Consider the following 18,483-nt stretch of genomic DNA (forward strand, 5'->3'; position numbering starts at 1 on the left):
AACAGGCGGTGATACTGATGGGGCATGGAAGCCGGGTGCCCGGCGCCGCCAACGGCATGGAGAAGGTCGCCCAGGCGTTAACCCAAAGCGGCGCCTACCACATGGTGGAGACCTGCTACATGTCCCGGCTTGGGCCACATTTCCCCGAAACGGTGGAAAAATGCGTGACAGGCGGAGCCAAGGTTGTTTCGCTTATCCCCTATTTCCTGCACATGGGTCTGCATACGCGGCTGGACATCCCGGAGATGATGAAGACGGAAGCGGCCAGGTATCCCGGCGTGAAGATAATCTTCGGCGAATGCATAGGGTTCGACGAGCTGATGATAGAGATAGTGAAAAAACGGGTGGAAGCCTCGTGGAAGCTTGCCGATGTGCGCGACATGGTTTTGGAGCCGCGCGAAAAATTCCCCCTTCCGCCAGGAGACTTGGAGTTTGTGCCCATGACCCCGGAGATGGCAGAAAAATTCCGGGAAGGAGGGCGTTGCGGCCATGACCATCATCACTAAAAGAGTTACAGCCATCGCGGGGATTGCGGCGCTGATAGTGGCCGCCGCGCCGGATCCCGCCTATGCCATGCACATTTCCGACGGCGTACTGCCCGCCGGATGGGCGGTTTTCTGGTGGGCGCTGGCGGCGCCTCTGGTGGCGTGGAGCGCCAAGGCGCTGGAGGCGAAAAACGGCGGCGTTTCGGAAAAACCTTTCGTGGGCCTGGTGGGATCTGCGGTTTTCATCATTTCGCTGATGCCTATCCCCGTGCCGGTGGCCGGTTCCTGTTCGCATCCTTGCGGCGTCGGCCTTGCGGCGTTGTTGATCGGGCCCAGGCGCGTTGTCGCTATCTCGGCGGTGGCGCTCGCCCTGCAAGCGGTTTTTCTGGCCCACGGGGGGTTGACCACCCTTGGGGCCAATATCATGTCCATGGGCGTGGCTGGGGCTTTGGCCGGATACGCCACGTTCACGGTGGCGCGGAAACTTGGCGCGCCAGCGGTTGCGGGAGCGTTCATGGCTGGGCTTGTTTCAGATTGGGCCACTTACTCCTTCACATCGCTGGAGCTGGCGTCGGGGCTGACTATTGACGGCTCCATCCTGCCCATGTTCGGGGCCATCATGGCGGCGTTTTCTCCCACGCAAATACCCCTCGGGATTTTAGAGGGGTTTGTAACCGCCGGAGCGTACCGGTTTGTCATGGAGCGGAGGCCGGAGTTGCTACCGGCCATGAGAGGCGCGGGAGAGCGGGCATGAAAACACTTATGGAACCCTATCTTTCCATGGCGATGGCCAATACATGGGAAGGGGTGGACAAAACCGTAGTCGAAAAATTCGCCGCCCAGTCTGGCAGGGAGCCCTTTGTCATATTCTCCTGGGTGGATGGCGACATATTACTGCTGATGTTCCTTCTTGCCGGCGTTACCGCCGGATTCATATCCGGTTACTATTACCGGGAACTGTTCCCGGCGAAAAAAAGCGAGACATCCCGTGACGCATGACATGTGGCGGGAAGGGGGCGCGGAACCCGAGGCATCCAGCAAGGTTGATCCCCGCGTGGGCCTGCTTCTTTCAGCCATCGCCATTTTCAGCGTCACCGCTTCGGCATCCGCGGCGTTCCCCCTGGCCTGCATGGCCATGTCGTGGGCGGCTCTCATATACATGGGCGCCAGGGTGAAAAAAACGCTCGCCGTAATGGCGGGCCCGCTGGCAATGGGAGCTATGGCGTTAGCGCTTCAATCGTTCATGTCCGGCTCAACGCCGCTATGGGGTATGGAGATTTCCGGTTTGCCGCTTACAATTAAGGCCGAAGGGGTCCGGGCGGGAGTCTTGACCGCCTCACGCATAGCCGGAGGCGTTTCGGTTTTCGCGCTACTTTGCCACGCCGCGCCAGCGCGGAAAATATTGGCCGCATGCCGCTGGCTTGGAGCCCCCCAGGCGCTGGTGGAGCTGGCCAACACAATGGTAAGGCAGGTTTTCAGCCTGCTGGACATGGCGAGGGACATGGCCATGGCGCAGAAAGCGCGGCTGGGCTACGCGGGCAGGCGCAGGGCTTTGACGTCCGCCGGGGCGTTGAGCGGCGCGGTATTGTTAAGGGCCGTGACCCGGGCGGAAAACGCCCACCTGGCGATGATGGCAAGGGGCTATAACGGCAGTATGCCGCTACCAGCTCTCAATCCGCTGGGCGCGAGGCAATGGATAACCTTGGCGTCGGGTGTTGCGGCCATCGCGGTTTCCTTCATATTGCTGGGAGGCGTGGCTTGAAAAGCGGAGCGGCAATGCAAGCCATAGGGCTTGGGTTCTCTTACGGCGACGGGCCGGACATCCTTCAAGGGCTGGATTTCCATCTGCCCCACGGAGGATTTACCGCCGTGCTGGGCGCCAACGGCTCGGGGAAAACCACTCTGTTGAAACTGCTGTCGGGGCTTGTCAGCCCCAAGAGCGGGGAAATAATGTTGCGCGGCCAGCCCATGGGCTCCATATCCCATGAAAAAAGATACACCTCGGTGGGGCTGGTGTTCCAGAACCCGGACGACCAGCTTTTCGCCCTTACCGTTGAGGAGGATGTGGCTTTCGGCCCCAGAAACATGGGGCTGGATGAATCCATGGCGCGGAAAAAAACCGTCGAGGCGTTGTGTCTTGTTGGCGCCGCGCATCTTGCGGACAGGCCGGTTTACGAGCTTAGCTTCGGGCAGAAAAAAAGAGTGGCCATAGCCGGGGCGCTGGCCATGGGCCCTTCCATCCTTTTGCTGGACGAACCCACCGCCGGGCTGGATCCTGCCGGGGAGCTGAACCTTATGCGCCTGCTGGGCGAACTTCACCGGGACCGGGGCGTGACGATAGTCATGGCCACCCATTCGGTGGACCTGCTTCCGCTTTTCGCCGACCGGATTATGATCCTCGAAGAGGGACGGTTGATGAAAGACGCCCCAATAAAAAACGCGCTGGCGGACGGGGGGCTCCTGGAACAGGCTGGTCTGCGCCTGCCGTATGTAACCCACCTGATGCGGGAACTTGAAACTAAAGACGGGCTGGAGATGGGAAGCCTGCCCCTTACCGTGGGGGAAGCCCGGCTCCGGATTCTGGATATCCTTGCCGGGAACGCTTCGAGCATAAAGGCGGTGGCGGACCGATGAGCGGAAAACTCAGGGAAGGTTACACCACCGGCGCCTGCGCGGCGGCTTCGGCCAAGGCGGCTGTGACGCTGTTGTTAGGCTCGCCCCCTCTAAGGGAGGTGGACATACCGATGCCCGGCGGTGGAAGAGTGGTTCTGCCGCTGGAATTGGCGGAGACCCGGGGCGCCAGCGCCATGGCCGCCGTCCGCAAAGACGCCGGGGACGACCCGGACATAACCAACGGCGCTCTTGTTATGGCCAGCGTTTCATTGGAAAACGGGGAGGATGTGACCTTCAGCGCCGGTGAAGGGGTGGGGGTGGTGACGAAGAAAGGGTTGCAGATCCCTCCGGGGGAGCCCGCCATAAATCCCGGCCCAAGGCAGATGATAACCAACGCCGTCCGGGAAGTGACCTCGAAAGGGGTGCGGGTGACCATATCCATCCCCGGCGGCCGGGAACTGGCGCAAAAAACCTTCAACCCCAGGCTGGGGGTGGAAGGGGGGCTTTCCATACTCGGCTCCACGGGCATTGTGAGGCCTTACAGCCATCCGGCGTTGCGCGAGTCGCTCAAATGCGCGCTGGAGGTGGCCTTGGCCGGCGGAAACGAGTTTTTGGTTTTCACCGCCGGTAACATAGGCTCTAAAACGGCGCTGGCGTTGCTGGATGTGAAACCCGAGGCCGTGGTGGAGGTGAGCAACGAATGGGGCTTCATGCTGGACACGGTGAGGGGAAAACCGGTAAAAGCCTTGCTGGTGGCTGGCCATCCGGGGAAACTGGCCAAGCTGGCCGGAGGTTATTGGGACACCCATTCGTCCCGTTCCGGTTCCGCCGTTCCAATTGTGTCGGCGCTGGCGTCGAAAACCCTGGGCGTCTCCATGGAGGGGCATTCCACGGTGGAAGGGATTTTTGAGACGCTTACGGGCGCTGAAATTAACACGGTGGCCTCTGCGCTGGCGGAGCGTGTGCGACAGGCTGTATTGGCGAAGGTGGAACAAAAATTCCCCGTGGCGGTGGCGTTGGTGGACATGAAAGGAAGGATTCTCGGAGACTCCGGGGATATGGGCCCATGGCCGAAAAAAGGATAACCATAATCGGCTTTGGTCCCGGTGGGGAGGATTATGTTTCCCCCGTGGCCCGGCGCAAGGCTTTGGAGGCGGATTGCGTCATAGGCTCACCGAGGCTGTTAAAGCTCCTGCCGGACAGTGGACAGGAAAAAATACCCTACGGGGCTGACACCCAAAAAGCGCTGGAGGCCATAGCCGAAAGGATTCCCTCCCGCCGTGTGGCGGTGCTGGTGAGCGGCGACCCGGGCATAAGTAGCCTGGCCACGCCGGTGATAAAAAAGTTCGGCTCCGGTATGTGCGAGGTGATACCCGGCGTAAGCTCGGTGCAGTGCGCATTTGCGGCGGTGGGGCTGGGCTGGGCGGACGCCCGGGTGGTTACGGCCCACGCCAGCGTTCCGGACTCGTTGCTACCATCGCTGATGGAAGAGCCGAAAATAGCGTTTTTGGCCGGTTCGGACGAGGCGGTAAGGTGGATAGCCGGGATGGCTGTGAAAGCGGGGGCAGGGCGCAGGCTGTTCGTTTGCGAGAACCTCACCCTGCCGGAGGAGCGGGTGAGGGAGTTTGGGCCGGAGGAATTGATGACTTACAAGGCGCCGTCCATGACGGTGGTTCTGCTTATAAGGAAGGAGTGTTTCAAATGACCTACGGCACACTGTACGGCATCGGCGTGGGGCCGGGCGACCCGGAGCTTGTCACCGTGAAGGGGGCGAGGCTTCTGGGGGAGTGCAAAAAACTTTTCGTGCCCAAGGCGCGGATAAAGGCCGAAAGCGTGGCGCTTGCCATCATCGAACGGTACGTGAACCCCCAGGCCGTCATTGAGGAACTGGTCTTCCCCATGGTGATGGACAAAAACGAGTTGGAACGGCAGTGGGCGGAGTCCGCCTCGAAAATAGCCTCGTGGCTTGCCACCGGGCAGGACGCATGTTTCGTTACCCTGGGGGATTCGTTGCTCTACTCCACATACATCTATCTTGTGCGGGCGCTGAAGAAAGCGGCGCCGGAGGCCAGGGTGTCCACCGTGCCGGGAGTAACGGCGTTTTCCGCCGCCGCGGCTCTCACGGATTTTCCGGTGGGGGAGGCCAAGGAGCCGGTGACCATCATTCCCGCCGCCGACGATCTGGGCTCTGTGCGGCAGGCCGTCCGGGGGGAAGGGACCGTGATACTGATGAAAGTGGGTAAAAGGCTTCACGGCATCCTGGACGCTCTGGAGGAGGCGGAGGTTATAGACAGCGCGGTGTTCACCGCCTACGCCGGGCTTGAGGGGGAGCGGGTAGAGACGAACCTGAGGAACCTGAAGAACGAGGATCCGCAGATTGGCTATCTTTCCACCATCCTCGTGCATTGCGGGAAGAGGAAGGAGGCGTGATGAAAGTCTATTTCGTGGGGGGCGGCCCCGGAGATCCGAAACTTCTCACCGTGCGGGCGAAAGAGTTGCTGGAGAACTGCAAATGTTGCGTGTACGCCGGGTCGCTGGTAAGCGACGAGGTGCTGGCGCTGATACCGGCGGAGGCCGAGAAATACGATTCGGCGGAGATGGACTTGGCTCAAACCGTGGCAGTGGCCGTGAAATGCGCCGCTAAAAATGTGGACATGGTGCGGTTACATTCGGGCGACCCGTCCATATTCGGCGCCATCAGGGAGCAGATGAACGAGTTGGACAGCCACGGGATAGCATATGAAGTGGTTCCTGGCGTAAGCTCGTTCCAGGCCGCCGCCGCCGCGCTGAACCTGGAGCTTACGGCGCCGGAAGTGGCGCAGGCGGTTATACTGGCCAGAACAGCGGGCCGAACGCCGGTTCCGGACGAGCAAGGCATTGACGAGCTGGGAAGGACTCGCTCCACCTTGTGCCTGTTCCTCTCCGTAGGCGACCTGGAGAACACCGCCACGCGCCTTTCAATCCATTATGGTGAAGACTGCCCCGCCGCCGTGGTAAGCCGGGCCTCATGGCCCGACCAGATGATTCTCACCGGAACACTGGCCGACATCGCCGGTAAAACCAAAGATGCGGGGATAAAGAAAACGGCCATGGTCATCGTGGGTTGGGCGCTTTCGCGGGACATTCCCGCCTCCCGGCTTTACGCCAGCGATTTTTCCCATGGATACCGTCAGGCCAGGTGACGCCGCCTGGGTGGCGGTGATAACCCTGTCGCCGGAAGGGGGGAAACTGGCCGGAGCGCTGTTAAACCGGCTTCCCGGCTCCCGGGGTTACATCCATGAAAAAGCCGCATACGGGGACGGAAGGTTTGAAAAATTTTCGAGGGTGGTGGACCTTACCGCCGAAATATTCGGGAAGGTTCGTGGGCTTGTGTACATCGCCCCCTGCGGAGCGGTGGTGCGCGCCATAGCGCCGCACCTGAGCGGGAAGAAGACCGACCCTGCGGTTGTGCAGGTGGACATCGGCGGGCGTTACGCCGTAAGCCTTCTGAGCGGCCACGAGGGGGGCGCCAACGACCTTGCCATGGAGGTGGCCAACGCCATCGGGGCCGAGCCGGTCATCTCCACATCCACGGAAGCGGCAAAAAATATAATTGTCGGTGTGGGATGCAGGAAAGGAAAATCCGCCGGGTCCATCAAGGCCGCCATCATGGACTCGCTGGAAATAACCGGGGTGTCGCTTGCAAAAGTACGTTTAATAGCCTCGGCGGACGTGAAGGAGAACGAGCCGGGGTTGATCGAGGCGGCCCGGGAGCTTGGATTGCCGGTGAGGTTCATCCCGTCGGAAGACATCCGCCGGGCGGACCTGCCGGTGGAGCGGTCTGATTTCGTTCAAGAAAAAGTTAACCTGCCAGCGGTCGCCGAACCTGCGGCCCTGCTGGCTGGAAGGAGGACATCATTAATACTGAAGAAACTCAAGCGCGACGGAGTGACGGTGGCGCTGGCAAAGGAAAACTGTTCGTCGTTGGAATAGGCCCCGGAGGGCCGCTGGACCGCACAAGACGGGCCGAGGCGGCCATCGCCCAGTGCTCGGTGGTGGCGGGGTATAAAAGGTATCTGGAAAACGTGGCGGACCTCACCGCCGGGAAGGAGCTGATCTCCTCCGGCATGACACAGGAGACCGAGCGGTGCCGTCAGGCTTTGGCCAAGGCGGCCGAGGGGCATACCGTGGCGCTCATCTCATCCGGCGACGCCGGGGTGTACGGGATGTCCGGCCTGGCCCTGGAGCTGATGGAAGAGGACAAGGTGGACGTGGCCGTGGAAATAATCCCCGGCGTGTCCGCCGCCAACGCCGCAGGAGCCAGGCTAGGGGCGCCGCTGATGCTGGATTACGCCACCATAAGCTTGAGCGACCTGCTGGTTCCATGGGAGTCCATAAAGATCCGGCTGGAGGCCGTGGCGGCGGCGGATATGGTTACGGCCCTGTACAACCCAAGAAGCAAGAAACGGGTGGAACAGCTGGCGGAGGCGGCGGAGATATTTAAACGCTACCGGCTTAACAGCACCCCTGTTGGCGTGTGCGACAGCGTGGGTTACGATGGGGAGGAGCGGATCATATTGACCGATCTTGATAACTTCCTGTCGGAAGATATAGGCATGATGTCTATCGTCATCATCGGCAACAGCCAGTCCCGCCGGATGGGGGAATGGTTCGTGACACCCCGCGGATACCGGGGAAAAAGGTTTTAGATGAAGGTACTGCTTCTGGGCGGCGCCAGCGAAACCATGCCCCTAGCCATGGCCCTGGCCACGCGAGGGCTGGAAGTAATAGCCTCCACCGCCACGGATAACGAGCTGGATGTGGGCGGCCACCCGAAGATCAAAAGGAGAATCGGGCGGCTCACCGCCGAAGAGATGGCGGCGTTCATCCGTGAAGAGGGGATAGGCGCTGTCCTGGACGCCACGCACCCTTTCGCCGTGGAAGCCCAAAAAAACGCCATGAGCGCCGCGAATACGGCTGGCTTGCCGTATCTGCGTTTTGAGCGCCCCGGGCTTACGATGGACTATGAACGGGTTCATTGGGCGGACGATCACGAGGAGGCGGCGCAAATCGCATTTTCATTCGGCAAGGCCGCGCTGTTGACCACAGGGTCCCGGAATCTTGCCCCATACGTCCGGCAATCTGTTGAAACCGGTGTCCCGTTGGTTGCCAGGGTTTTGCCCCATCCGGAATCGGAAGAGGCATGCCGGAAGAACGGGCTGGATTTCAGTTCCGTTATTTTCGCGCGCGGGCCGTTCTCGGTGGAGGAAAATCTTGAGACCATCAATAAATACTCCATAGGCGTCATGGTCACCAAGGAAAGCGGCCAGGCGGGCGGCGTTATGGAAAAGGTGGAATCGTGCCGGTTATCGGGCATTCCCCTTGTGGTGGTGCGAAGGCCCCGGGAAGAGGCGGGAGATTCTTTCGCCGATATGGAAAAGATAACGCAGGCGGTTATGGTTATCGCCGGAGGGAATGGCGCCAATGGGTAAGCCCGCCCGTTGCCTGGCGGTGTTCGGCTCCGGCTCCGACGTGGGTAAAAGCGTTACGGCGGCGGCATTGTGCCGTATATTTTACGGAATGGGCCTGCGGGTGGCGCCGTTCAAGGCCCAGAACATGTCCAACAACTCCAGCGTCACCATGGACGGCGGCGAGATAGGCCGCGCCCAAGCCGTGCAGGCCGAGTGTTGCGGCGTGGAGCCCTCGGTGCACATGAACCCGCTTCTGCTCAAACCCTCGGCGGAAAACAGGTCGCAGATGGTGCTATTGGGTAAAGTGGCCGGGGAAATGACCTCCGGCGATTTCAGGAAAGATAAAACCTGGCTGTTTTCCAGAACACAGGAGAGCCTAGACAAACTGCGCGCCGCGAACGACCTGGTGATAATCGAGGGCGCCGGGTCCTGCGCGGAGGTGAACCTGAGGGAGTTCGACCTGGCGAATTTCCGCACGGCAATATCTTGTGGCGCGCCGGTCCTGCTGGTGGCGGACATAGACCGGGGCGGGGTTTTCGCCCAGGTTATAGGAACATTGGAGCTTCTAACGCCGCAGGAGAGGGCGATGGTAAGGGGAATCATCATCAACCGGTTCCGAGGCGACCCGTCGCTTTTTACCGAAGGAGTTGGATTTATTGAGCGCCGGACGGGCCTGCCGGTGCTGGGGGTGATACCCCAATTCACCCATATAACCATAGACCACGAAGACAGCGTGTCGCTGGAAAAACTTACCGACCCTCAAACCGTCGCCTTGCCGGACAAGATAAACATCGCGGTGGTGAAACTCCCCCGCATATCGAATTTCACCGATTTCGCGCCGCTGGCGGCGGAGCCTTCGGCGAAGGTTTCGTATCTTTCCAAACCCCGGGCGCTGGATGGCATGGATCTTCTGCTGATACCCGGAAGCAAAGCCACCATAGCGGATCTGCGGTGGCTCAAGGAAACCGGCTGGGCGGATATCATAAAAACCTACGCCGCTGGTGGCGGCAGAGTGGGCGGTATCTGCGGCGGCTACCAGATGATGGGGTTGAAAATGGAGGACCCTCACGGGGTGGAGGGCGTTCCGGGCGAAGAGGAGGAGGGGCTTGGTCTGTTGGAAGCCAGAACGGTAATGGGGGCCGAAAAAAGAGTTGCCAGGGTAATGGGCCGGTGGGTTGACGGTGGACACAGGCTGAGCGGGTACGAGATACACATGGGAATCACCATCACCGGGAACGGAGTTTTAAAACCTCTTGAGATGATGGATGAAGATGGCGCATATAGGCCGGAGGGCGCCATGTCCCATGGCGGAAAGGTTTGGGGGGGCTATGTGCATGGCCTGTTCGACGAACCCTCTTTCCGCGTCCCGTTCCTGAAGGGCCTCAAATCGATGGATATGGCTGGCGCCTTCGATTCCGGGCCATCAAGGCAGGGGCAGTATGATCTGCTGGCGGAGCATTTCAAACGGCATCTGGATATGGATAAATTGCTGGAGATAGCTGGCGTGGCCGCATATCAGCCCCCGGAGGAGAGATAAGATGGACAAACAGGAAACGCGCGGCCTAACGGTGATATTCACCGGCGACGGCAAGGGTAAAACCTCCGCCATGCTGGGGGCGGTCATGCGGGCGCTGGGGCATGGCATGAAATGCAAGGTTATCCAGTTCATCAAGGCCAACAGCGCCACGGGGGAGCTTGAGACGGCGAAAAGGCTGGCTCCCCAGCTTGAGATAGTCCAGGCCGGGCTTGGCTTCACTTGGCTCCCCGGCCACGGTATTGATGAACATGAGAAAGCCGCTCAAGCTGGATTGGCTTTGGCAATGGAAGCCCTTGCCTCCGCCGATTACGGGCTGGTGGCGATGGACGAGGCGCTTTACGCCTTGAAAAAGGGGCTTGTATCGCTGGATCAGTTAAAACAGGCTGTACTCGCCAAACCGGCCCACACCCACCTCATTCTCACGGGGCGGGGCGCGCCCCAGGAGCTTGTGGAACTGGCCGATATGGTGACCAGTATGGAATCTGTTAAACATCCCATGAGCAAAGGCATCCCCGCCCAGCCAGGGCTGGATTATTGATTAGATAATCAACCCTCCCTTTACGCGCGAATGGCGTGATATCCCCTTTTCGGAATACGGCTTTTTACATCCATTATTAAAGCCCCGATCTCTTTCCACTGCCATGTGGAACGTAATGTTCCTTATTTGTTCTTTTAGTATCATTTAGATGTCATTAAAAAATAAAAGCTTATAAGCATAATTGTTGGGCGCATAAATAAAATTTATATGGACTGATTCGTCCCACAATGGTATAAAATGCCCGTTGAATGCCTCTAATTCATTCATTCTAGTTTTAAACCTCAGTCCGGAAATTGTAATGGGTCTTGATGATAGCGAGCTGTTAAACGAAATAATCCTGGAGTCCAAGGAGCATCTTTCCAGAATAGAGCCGGACCTGCTCAGCCTGGAAAAAAACCTTGGCGATATTTCGGCGGACCTGGTGAACCGGCTTTTCCGCACCATGCACAGCATCAAGGGCGGTTTTGCGTTCATGGGCCTGCTCAACATTTCAAGCCTCGCCCATTCCATGGAGAACGCCCTGGCCCGTCTGCGCGACGGCCAGATACAGCCCACGCCGGAATTGGTGGACGCGTTGCTGGCCGGTGTGGACAAGACCTCCGAGCTACTGGACAACGCCACAGAGTCGGAATCCATATCCACTGAAGAGATAAAACGCAAGCTTGCGCCGTTCACGGAAGGGATGGGGGAGGAAACTTCCCACATCGAGATTCCGTCCGCCCAGGCCGCCACGCAAGTGACCCCGCCGGTAGCGGCCCCTGCGGCGGTGGCCCTGGAGGAAACCGCTGTGCCACTGCAGGCAGGCCAGGCTGGCGACGGATCCGCCAAGGACAAGCCGGGCCAGTCTAAAGCCCAGGACGCGGTGCGGGTGAAGGTTAGCGTGCTGGACCGGCTTATGAACCTGGCGGCGGAAATGGTGTTCGCCCGGAACCAGATGATGAGCGCGCTGAACATAAAAACCCTGGAAGCGCTCGACAGGGGCCGGACCATGGAGATCATCGACTGCTCCATGGACGAGGCCAGAAGGAACATGATGACGGCCTTTTCAAAGCTGGGCGGCGGTCTTGTGGACAATGGCGCCGCGCGGGATACGCTGGGGCAGATAGTGGGAAAAGAGCTGGACAAGCTCAAGCAAAAGTTCCTTGCCGCAGTGTCGGCCCCCTTGAATGAATCGCCCCATGTAAAAAAGGCGGCCCGGCAGGTTAATTTTGTCACATCCGAACTGCAAGAGAGCGTGATGGGCACCCGGCTCCAGCCGGTGGGCGCGGTGTTCGGCAAACTTCCCCGCATAATCCGGGACCTTACCCGTTCCCTGAAAAAAGAGATAAATATCGAAGTGGTGGGTGAAGAGGTGGAGCTGGACAAATCCATCATCGAAGCGCTGTCCGACCCGTTGACCCACATCATCCGCAACTGCGCCGACCATGGGATCGAAATGCCCGAGGCCCGGGAAAAGGCCGGTAAGAATCCCGCAGGGCACGTGCGCGTGGCGGCCTATCACGAGGGTGGCCAGGTTTATATAGAAATAGAGGATGACGGCAAGGGGATAGACCCCGGCGTGGTGAAACGCAAAGCCCTGGAAAAGGGGTTGATAACCCCTGAGCAGGCTGGCGCCATGAGCGACACCGAGGCGCAACGGCTTATATTCGCCCCCGGTTTCTCCACCGCCCAGGCCGTTACGGACGTGTCGGGCAGAGGGGTTGGGATGGACGTGGTAAGAACCAACATAGAAGACCTCGGCGGCTCTGTGGAGCTTGGCTCTTCTCCTGGACGCGGCACGAAACTCATATTGAAACTGCCCCTAACCATGGCCATAATGCCGGCGCTTATCGTGGTGTCCGAGGGGAGGCGGTACGCCATTCCCCAGGCCAATATAGACGAGCTTGTGAGGGTTCGCGGGGTGGACTCGGCCCGCGTGATAGAAAAACTGGGGGACGCGGCGGTGATCCGCAGACAGGGGAGGTTGCTACCGCTGGTATATCTAACAGACCTGTTCGGCCTTAAGAGGACCTTTCCGGATTACAGGGAACACGCGAGAAAAGACGACCGCCGGGCCACGCTGGTGGACCGCCGGAAAAAGCCCCTTTCCATAGACGAGTTTGCCGGGGAGTTTGATGAAACGGACGTGGACGGGGATGTTTCCATGGAGCTAAGGAAGCAGGAGATGGAGCGCCGGGCGGAACGGGACAGGCGCAAGAGCCTTTATAACGCCCTTCAGATAATCGTGTTGAAGGTGGAGAGCCACCGGTTCGGCCTGATAGTGGACAGCCTGCTGGACACCGAGGAGATCGTGGTTAAGCCCCTCTCCGCTTACCTGAAAGGATGCGGGTGCTATTCTGGCGCCACCATCATGGGGGACGGCAAGGTTGTGATGATACTGGACCCTTCCGGAATAGCGGCCCACACCAAAATGAAGTTCGACGCGGTGGACATGGCCCACGAGGCGGCTCAGAAAGCCAGGAAAACGCTTGTAGCGGCCGAGAAACAGAGCCTCCTGCTTTTCAGGGCGGGGCGCGAAGAGGTGTTCGCCATAAATATCGACCTTGTGGGCAGGATAGAGGAGATTTCCGCAGGCAAGATAAAATCAGTCGGCGACAAGGAGTTCCTCAATTACGCGGACCACTCCATGCGAATCCTCAGGCTGGAGAATTTCCTGCCCATCAACAGGCCGCAGAGCGCGCCGGAGAAGTTTTCCGTGATCATTCCCAAACTGGTCAGGAGCCCCATGGGCATTGTCGCCTCCGAGATCCTGGACGTGGTGAAAAGCGACGCCAGGATTGACCGGGACAAGGTGAAGGGTATTGGAATATTCGGCTCCGGGGTCATAGACGAACGGCTGGTGATATTCATGGACATTTATTCCCTGTACGAAACGGCGGAGCCTGAAATTTACAAAAACCTCGCATCGCACGGGAAGCTTACGGGCAAGAAAATACTTCTGGCGGAGGACACCGCCTTTTTCCGCATGGTAACCACAAAATATCTGGAGGAGCAGGGGCTTGTGGTGAAAGCCGTAACCGACGGGCAATACGCATGGGAAACCCTTTGCGCCGGAGAGCGGTTCGACCTGCTGATAACCGACGTGAACATGCCCAGGATGAACGGCATAGAGCTTACAAGGAAAGTCCGTTCCTCCGGCAAGTTCGCGGACATGCCCATAGTGGCCCTCACATCCATGGGGCTGGACCGCGACAAGAAAACAGGGCTGGACGCCGGGGTGGATTATTACGAGCTGAAGCTGGACAAGGAGCGGCTCCTTCACGCCCTGCGGAAGGTCTTCGGAGAGGAGAGGTAGAAAATGGCGAACAGATTGCTTCTTTCCTTCCGGCTGGGCGCAAACCTTTTCGGGATAGATGTGCTTCTGGTGCGGGAAGTTATCCACCAGTTCGACCAGACGCCGGTGGAGCACGCCCCGGAGTTCGTGCGCGGCCTTATAAATCTCCGCGGCCAGATCGTTACATTGCTGGACCTGGGGGAGCGCATCTGCTCCCAGAAGCGCGAAGGGGCCGGTTACACCCATTGCATAATCCTCAAAACCGCCGGGGAGATAGCCGGCAAACATGACGGTGGCCCGGGAACGTGGCTTCCGGAAGAGACGGTTGGCCTTGTGGTGGACGGTATTGGCGACGTGGTGGAAGCGCCCTTGGAAGGCGTCACTCCCCCTCCCGCCAATTTGAGGGGAGTAAATGAAGAATACGTCGAGGGCGTTGTGGCGCTGGAAGGCGATTTGATGATGCTTGTTGACCCGGAAAACGCGTTGCGGCTGGAATGAAAACATTCATGGGTAAAGGACAAAGGTGAAACCATGGCGCTTATAGAATGGGAAGAGAAGTACAGCGTTGACGTAAAAGAGTTCGACGACCAGCATAAAAGGCTTTTTGACATCATAAACGAGCTTCACGCCGCCATGAAGGCGGGGCAGAGCGTTGAAGGTCTTAATGTCATCCTTGGCGAATTGCTGGAGTACACCCAGTCTCATTTCAAGGAGGAGGAGACGAAAATGTCCTCCCGGGGGTATCCTGATTTCCAGCGGCACAAGGGGGAGCACGAGAAGCTCATCGCCGACGCCGTGGCTTTCGCCACCCGGTTCAAGGAGGGGCATGTCTCCGTGGGGGTGGAGCTTATGAATTTCCTCGTGGACTGGCTCCAGAACCACATAATGCAGACGGACAAGAGATACTCCTCTTTCTTCAACGAAGGCGTGGCCAAACCGGCCCCCCAACAGGCCGCATCCGCCGGTACAGACCCGGGCGCGCCGCAGGCCGCCAGGTTATCCAAGGCTCCTGAAGCGTCTGGTGGTGGATGGACCATCCGCAAGAAGATGATGGTCAACTGCGCGCTGGTTTCGGCCTTGATGGTGTTCGTGGCCGTGGCCGGGTTCTGGATGACATCACGCATAAAAAGCTTCGCCAGCGCGGACATAGTCAATGCCTGGAAAGCCGCCGACGGCGCCATGGAAAGCAGGATCAATTTTCTTACCATCGTTTGGGGCGTGCTTTCGTCCACCACGGATGTTTCAGATGAAGGGCGCAAGGCGTCCATGGATAGGTTTGAGAAAGGGGCCTCTGGTCTTGCGGAGTCCCTGAAGGACCTGAAGGAAAGCGGCGTGGCCAATCCTGCGGCGGTGGAAAAAGTGTCGGCCAAGCTGGAAGCGGTTAAAGCCAAGGGTAAGGAGATAATAGAAATCTCCGGCCATGTGTTTGAGCTGATGAACAAGACAGACTCCGCCGTGGGAAGCCTTGCTGGCAATGGCGGCCTTTCGGGGATCCAGACAAACCTGGTATGGAGCGCGGCCATGGCCGCCAACGATTACGCCTCGTATGGAGACGACGGCGCCAGGGAGGAGTTCGAGAAACTGTACGGCAGGGTTGAGGGCTCAATCCCGGCCTCCGCCGGCAAGGCGGAGTTCTTGAAAAACTCCAGGGAGCTTGTGGACCTGGCCGTGAAGAGGGTTTCCCTGCGGACGGAGCTTAACAAGGATGTTAAGGAGATAGACAGCGAGCTTGTCCGCATTGAGGATGGGGGCGAGGGTGTGGACGGCACCGACGGCCACACCGCCAAACTGTTGGAGGGCTTGATGGGAATGGCCACCCTGGCCCAGGTTGTCACGGTGTCGGTACTGCTAATTGGCGCCATCGTGTCGGTAGTGTTCAGCCTGAGGATGACCAAGAGCATCACCGGGAACATAAACCAGACCGTGGCGGCCCTAAGAGACCTTTCAGAGGGCAGGGGAGACCTGACCGCCCGCCTGGACGTGACTTCCCATGATGAGCTGGGGGATATGGCCAGGTGGGTAAACTCTTTCATCGCCAAACTGCAGTCCCTCATCCGCGACGTTTCCAAATCTTCGGAGTCTCTTTCAGGCTCCGCCAACGCCATGACCTCCGTGTCAACCCAGCTTGCCAAGGGGGCGGACCAGATGTCCACCAAGTCCGGCAGTGTGGCCGCCGCCATGGAGCAGATGACCGCCAACATAGGCGCCATCAACGTTTCGGCGGAGAGCATGTCCTCCTCGGTGAACACCGTGGCCGCGGCCATAGAGGAAATGAACTCCTCCCTGTCCGAGGTGGCCAAGAACTGCTCGCAGGCGTCCAATATCGCCTCCAACGCCGACAACAAGGCCAAGCTGGCCTCCGAAACCATGCGCGACCTGGACGTTTCGTCGGAGGAGATCGGCAAGGTGCTGGAGACCATCAAGGATATCGCCGACCAAACGAAGCTGTTGGCCCTCAACGCCACCATAGAAGCCGCCAGCGCCGGCGAGGCTGGCAAGGGCTTCGCCGTGGTTGCCGACGAGGTTAAGGAACTGGCAAAGCAGACAGCCGTGGCCACAGAGGAGATAGAGCGGCAGGTGGAGATGATCCAGGGCAAGACCTCCGGGGCCGTGCAGTCCATTTCCCATATCGCGTCGGTGATAGAGGAGATGAACTCCATTTCAAGGATGATAGCCAACGCGGTTGACCAGCAGTCGGAAACGGTGAGGGAGATAGCCAGGAGCGTTGTGGGCGCTTCCCACTCGGCCAAAGAGATAGCGGGGAACATCCACGAGTTGTCCACCGGCGCGGGGGACGTGTCCGGCTCCATAAAGGAAGTAAGCAAGGCGGCGCAGGACACGGCTTCCGGCGCGGCCAAGTCCAACGCCGCCGCCATGGAGCTTGCCCAGCTGGCGTCACGGTTGCAGGCGATAGTCAGGCAGTTCAGGGTTTAAGGTTTTTCCGGAGTGTTGCAGATGAAGCTAAAAGCGCGTTTGATATTGTTTGCGGCGGTTCCCACGGCGGCCCTGCTTGCGGTAGTGGCCGTGGGCATGTCCGTTTCGGCGCCTGGCGCCGCCGGATGGGTTGGAATTGCCGGGGCGCTGGGCCTTGCGGCGGGCGTAGGATGTTCGTTTTACGCGGCGTATTACGGCGGCCAGCTTTCCGCCCGGCTGGAAGGGGTGAACAGGATAGTCACCAGTTTCGCCAGCGGCGACCTGACCGAGCGTGTGAACCTGGGGCCGCTGACCGATGAGATAGACCACAACGCCCACGGGGTGAACAGCCTGGGCTCCGGGCTGGCCGAGATCGTCGCCGGGATAAACCGGGAAAGCGACGCCATAGCCAACTCTTCATCGCAGTTCTGCCATGTGTCCACCCAGCTTATAAGCCGGGTGGAGGACATCAACAAGCGCTCCATGAACATAGCCGCCGCCAGCGAACAGCTCTCCAGCAACGTCAATACCATCGCGTCGGCGTCCAAGGGTGTGTCCGAGTCCGTCACGTCGGTGGCGGCTTCCATCGAAGAGATGAGCGCCTCGCTTGCCGATGTGGCCAAAAACTGCCAGCGGGAATCCCGGATCGCCGCCGAGGCTAACGACCAGTCCCGCAGGATACACGAGATAATGAACCGTCTCCTGTTATCCTCCAGGGAAATAGGAAAAGTGCTGGACGTGGTTATGGACATCGCCAGCCAGACCAATCTTTTGGCGCTAAACGCCACCATAGAGGCCGCCAGCGCGGGCGAGGCGGGCAAAGGCTTCGCCGTGGTGGCCGGAGAGGTAAAAGAGCTTTCAAGGCAGACATCGTCGGCCACCGGCGAGATTGGCAGGAAGATATCCGAGATGCAGGCCAACGCAAAAGAGGCCGTGGCCGCCATTGAAAGCATCTCCGGGGTCATAAGCGAGGTAAGCGCCATCTCCGAGAGCATCGCCGCTTCGGTGGCCCAGCAGTCCGCCGCCACCAGCGGGATATCCGGCTCCATATCCGCCACCTCCCAGGGCACGTTCGAGATATCTCACAACATCGGCGAGGCGGCCCGGGCCTCGGTGGAAGTGGCCAGGAACATCCTTGCGGTAAGCGAGCAGGCCAAGGTTATTTCCAACGGGGTGGTGGAATCCAACAACGCCGCTTATGACCTGGCGAACATGGCCGACAGGCTCAGGGAGATAGCCAGCAAGTTCAAGACAAGCCACAAGGTTTTCGACAGCACCATGGTGAAAGTGGCGCACAATTACTGGAAAACACGCCTCAACAGCGCCCTGTTCAAAAACCAGACGCTAAACCCATCGGAGATATCCGACCATACCCAGTGCAAGTTCGGTAAGTGGTATTTCGGCGACGGTGTCCAGAAGTTCGGGCATAGCGGCTCGTTCCAGGAGATAAACGTGTGGCACGAAAAAATCCACAAGCACGCCAGGGAAATCGCCCAGTTGTTAATCGATGGCCGCCGGGAGCAGGCGATTGAAAAGTACGAGGGTTTCCACTCCCTCACCAGCCACATGTTCAAACTTTTAGACAGGCTGGAAGCTGAGGTAAACTAGGAGGCCTATCCAGGGCCCGGGTCTTTTGATATGCAGGCATTGGGGTAGCCCAATGCCTTTTTTTT

At 59.3% G+C, this 18,483-nt stretch carries 16 protein-coding genes and 1 pseudogene; all 17 read left to right on the forward strand.

Annotation, left to right across the window (positions count from 1 at the left end; translation table 11 throughout):
- Positions 1 to 17: 17 nt before the first annotated feature.
- The 17 genes and pseudogenes from HY751_12210 (at position 18) to HY751_12290 (ending at position 18,418) form a co-directional block, all read left to right on the forward strand.
- Positions 18 to 506, forward strand: a complete 489-nt coding sequence (locus HY751_12210; protein ID MBI4667159.1) for a CbiX/SirB N-terminal domain-containing protein — start codon at positions 18 to 20, stop codon at positions 504 to 506.
- Positions 490 to 1,484: pseudogene (locus HY751_12215) on the forward strand (energy-coupling factor ABC transporter permease). The gene HY751_12210 and the pseudogene HY751_12215 overlap by 17 nt, the downstream one beginning before the upstream one ends.
- Complete coding sequence (locus HY751_12220; protein MBI4667160.1) at positions 1,474 to 2,247, forward strand: hypothetical protein; 774 nt, start codon at positions 1,474 to 1,476, stop codon at positions 2,245 to 2,247. Before HY751_12215 ends, HY751_12220 begins: the two are co-directional and overlap by 11 nt.
- The gene (locus tag HY751_12225) at positions 2,244 to 3,119 is read left to right on the forward strand and encodes an ABC transporter ATP-binding protein (GenBank protein MBI4667161.1); all 876 of its coding nucleotides are present in this window, start codon (positions 2,244 to 2,246) and stop codon (positions 3,117 to 3,119) included. Before HY751_12220 ends, HY751_12225 begins: the two co-directional genes overlap by 4 nt.
- Complete coding sequence (cbiD, locus tag HY751_12230) at positions 3,116 to 4,183, forward strand: cobalamin biosynthesis protein CbiD (protein ID MBI4667162.1); 1,068 nt, start codon at positions 3,116 to 3,118, stop codon at positions 4,181 to 4,183. Before HY751_12225 ends, cbiD begins: the two co-directional genes overlap by 4 nt.
- A complete protein-coding gene (gene cbiE, locus HY751_12235) occupies positions 4,165 to 4,803 on the forward strand; it encodes a precorrin-6y C5,15-methyltransferase (decarboxylating) subunit CbiE (protein MBI4667163.1) in 639 nt (212 codons plus the stop codon). Before cbiD ends, cbiE begins: the two co-directional genes overlap by 19 nt.
- Positions 4,800 to 5,528: a precorrin-2 C(20)-methyltransferase gene (gene cobI / locus HY751_12240; GenBank protein MBI4667164.1), complete on the forward strand. Its 729-nt coding sequence runs from the start codon at positions 4,800 to 4,802 to the stop codon at positions 5,526 to 5,528. The genes cbiE and cobI overlap by 4 nt, the downstream gene beginning before the upstream one ends.
- The gene (gene cobM / locus HY751_12245; GenBank protein MBI4667165.1) at positions 5,528 to 6,280 is read left to right on the forward strand and encodes a precorrin-4 C(11)-methyltransferase; all 753 of its coding nucleotides are present in this window, start codon (positions 5,528 to 5,530) and stop codon (positions 6,278 to 6,280) included. The genes cobI and cobM overlap by 1 nt, the downstream gene beginning before the upstream one ends.
- Complete coding sequence (locus tag HY751_12250) at positions 6,258 to 7,070, forward strand: cobalamin biosynthesis protein (GenBank protein MBI4667166.1); 813 nt, start codon at positions 6,258 to 6,260, stop codon at positions 7,068 to 7,070. Before cobM ends, HY751_12250 begins: the two co-directional genes overlap by 23 nt.
- Entirely contained in the window at positions 6,995 to 7,786 is a 792-nt protein-coding gene (gene cobJ / locus HY751_12255; GenBank protein MBI4667167.1) for a precorrin-3B C(17)-methyltransferase, read from the forward strand. The genes HY751_12250 and cobJ overlap by 76 nt, the downstream gene beginning before the upstream one ends.
- A complete protein-coding gene (gene cobK, locus HY751_12260; protein ID MBI4667168.1) occupies positions 7,787 to 8,569 on the forward strand; it encodes a precorrin-6A reductase in 783 nt (260 codons plus the stop codon).
- A complete protein-coding gene (locus HY751_12265; GenBank protein ID MBI4667169.1) occupies positions 8,562 to 10,085 on the forward strand; it encodes a cobyric acid synthase in 1,524 nt (507 codons plus the stop codon). The genes cobK and HY751_12265 overlap by 8 nt, the downstream gene beginning before the upstream one ends.
- A 1-nt stretch (position 10,086) precedes the next feature.
- Positions 10,087 to 10,623 (forward strand): cob(I)yrinic acid a,c-diamide adenosyltransferase, encoded by a 537-nt coding sequence (gene cobO / locus HY751_12270; GenBank protein MBI4667170.1) that lies wholly within the window; start codon positions 10,087 to 10,089, stop codon positions 10,621 to 10,623.
- A 298-nt stretch (positions 10,624 to 10,921) separates the two neighbouring features.
- On the forward strand, positions 10,922 to 13,918 hold the full coding sequence (locus HY751_12275) for a chemotaxis protein CheW (GenBank protein MBI4667171.1): 2,997 nt from the start codon (positions 10,922 to 10,924) through the stop codon (positions 13,916 to 13,918).
- A 3-nt stretch (positions 13,919 to 13,921) separates the two neighbouring features.
- Positions 13,922 to 14,395, forward strand: a complete 474-nt coding sequence (locus HY751_12280) for a chemotaxis protein CheW (GenBank protein MBI4667172.1) — start codon at positions 13,922 to 13,924, stop codon at positions 14,393 to 14,395.
- A gap of 33 nt (positions 14,396 to 14,428) precedes the next feature.
- Complete coding sequence (locus HY751_12285) at positions 14,429 to 16,831, forward strand: bacteriohemerythrin (GenBank protein ID MBI4667173.1); 2,403 nt, start codon at positions 14,429 to 14,431, stop codon at positions 16,829 to 16,831.
- A gap of 21 nt (positions 16,832 to 16,852) precedes the next feature.
- Positions 16,853 to 18,418, forward strand: coding sequence for a CZB domain-containing protein (locus HY751_12290; protein ID MBI4667174.1), 1,566 nt, complete (start codon positions 16,853 to 16,855; stop codon positions 18,416 to 18,418).
- The last annotated feature ends 65 nt before the right edge of the window (positions 18,419 to 18,483 follow it).

The sequence above is a fragment of the Nitrospinota bacterium genome (assembly GCA_016208975.1).
Classification (GTDB): domain Bacteria; phylum Nitrospinota_A; class UBA7883; order UBA7883; family JACRLM01; genus JACQXA01.

Bases quoted from the DNA above. Each gene is read 5' to 3' on its own strand.
- HY751_12210 (MBI4667159.1), top strand. From the start codon at position 18: ATGGGGCATGGAAGCCGGGTGCCCGGCGCCGCCAACGGCATGGAGAAG.
- cbiD (MBI4667162.1), top strand. From the start codon at position 3,116: ATGAGCGGAAAACTCAGGGAAGGTTACACCACCGGCGCCTGCGCGGCG.
- cbiE (MBI4667163.1), top strand. From the start codon at position 4,165: ATGGCCGAAAAAAGGATAACCATAATCGGCTTTGGTCCCGGTGGGGAG.
- cobI (MBI4667164.1), top strand. From the start codon at position 4,800: ATGACCTACGGCACACTGTACGGCATCGGCGTGGGGCCGGGCGACCCG.
- cobM (MBI4667165.1), top strand. From the start codon at position 5,528: ATGAAAGTCTATTTCGTGGGGGGCGGCCCCGGAGATCCGAAACTTCTC.
- HY751_12250 (MBI4667166.1), top strand. From the start codon at position 6,258: ATGGATACCGTCAGGCCAGGTGACGCCGCCTGGGTGGCGGTGATAACC.
- cobK (MBI4667168.1), top strand. From the start codon at position 7,787: ATGAAGGTACTGCTTCTGGGCGGCGCCAGCGAAACCATGCCCCTAGCC.
- HY751_12265 (MBI4667169.1), top strand. From the start codon at position 8,562: ATGGGTAAGCCCGCCCGTTGCCTGGCGGTGTTCGGCTCCGGCTCCGAC.
- cobO (MBI4667170.1), top strand. From the start codon at position 10,087: ATGGACAAACAGGAAACGCGCGGCCTAACGGTGATATTCACCGGCGAC.
- HY751_12275 (MBI4667171.1), top strand. From the start codon at position 10,922: ATGGGTCTTGATGATAGCGAGCTGTTAAACGAAATAATCCTGGAGTCC.
- HY751_12280 (MBI4667172.1), top strand. From the start codon at position 13,922: ATGGCGAACAGATTGCTTCTTTCCTTCCGGCTGGGCGCAAACCTTTTC.
- HY751_12285 (MBI4667173.1), top strand. From the start codon at position 14,429: ATGGCGCTTATAGAATGGGAAGAGAAGTACAGCGTTGACGTAAAAGAG.
- HY751_12290 (MBI4667174.1), top strand. From the start codon at position 16,853: ATGAAGCTAAAAGCGCGTTTGATATTGTTTGCGGCGGTTCCCACGGCG.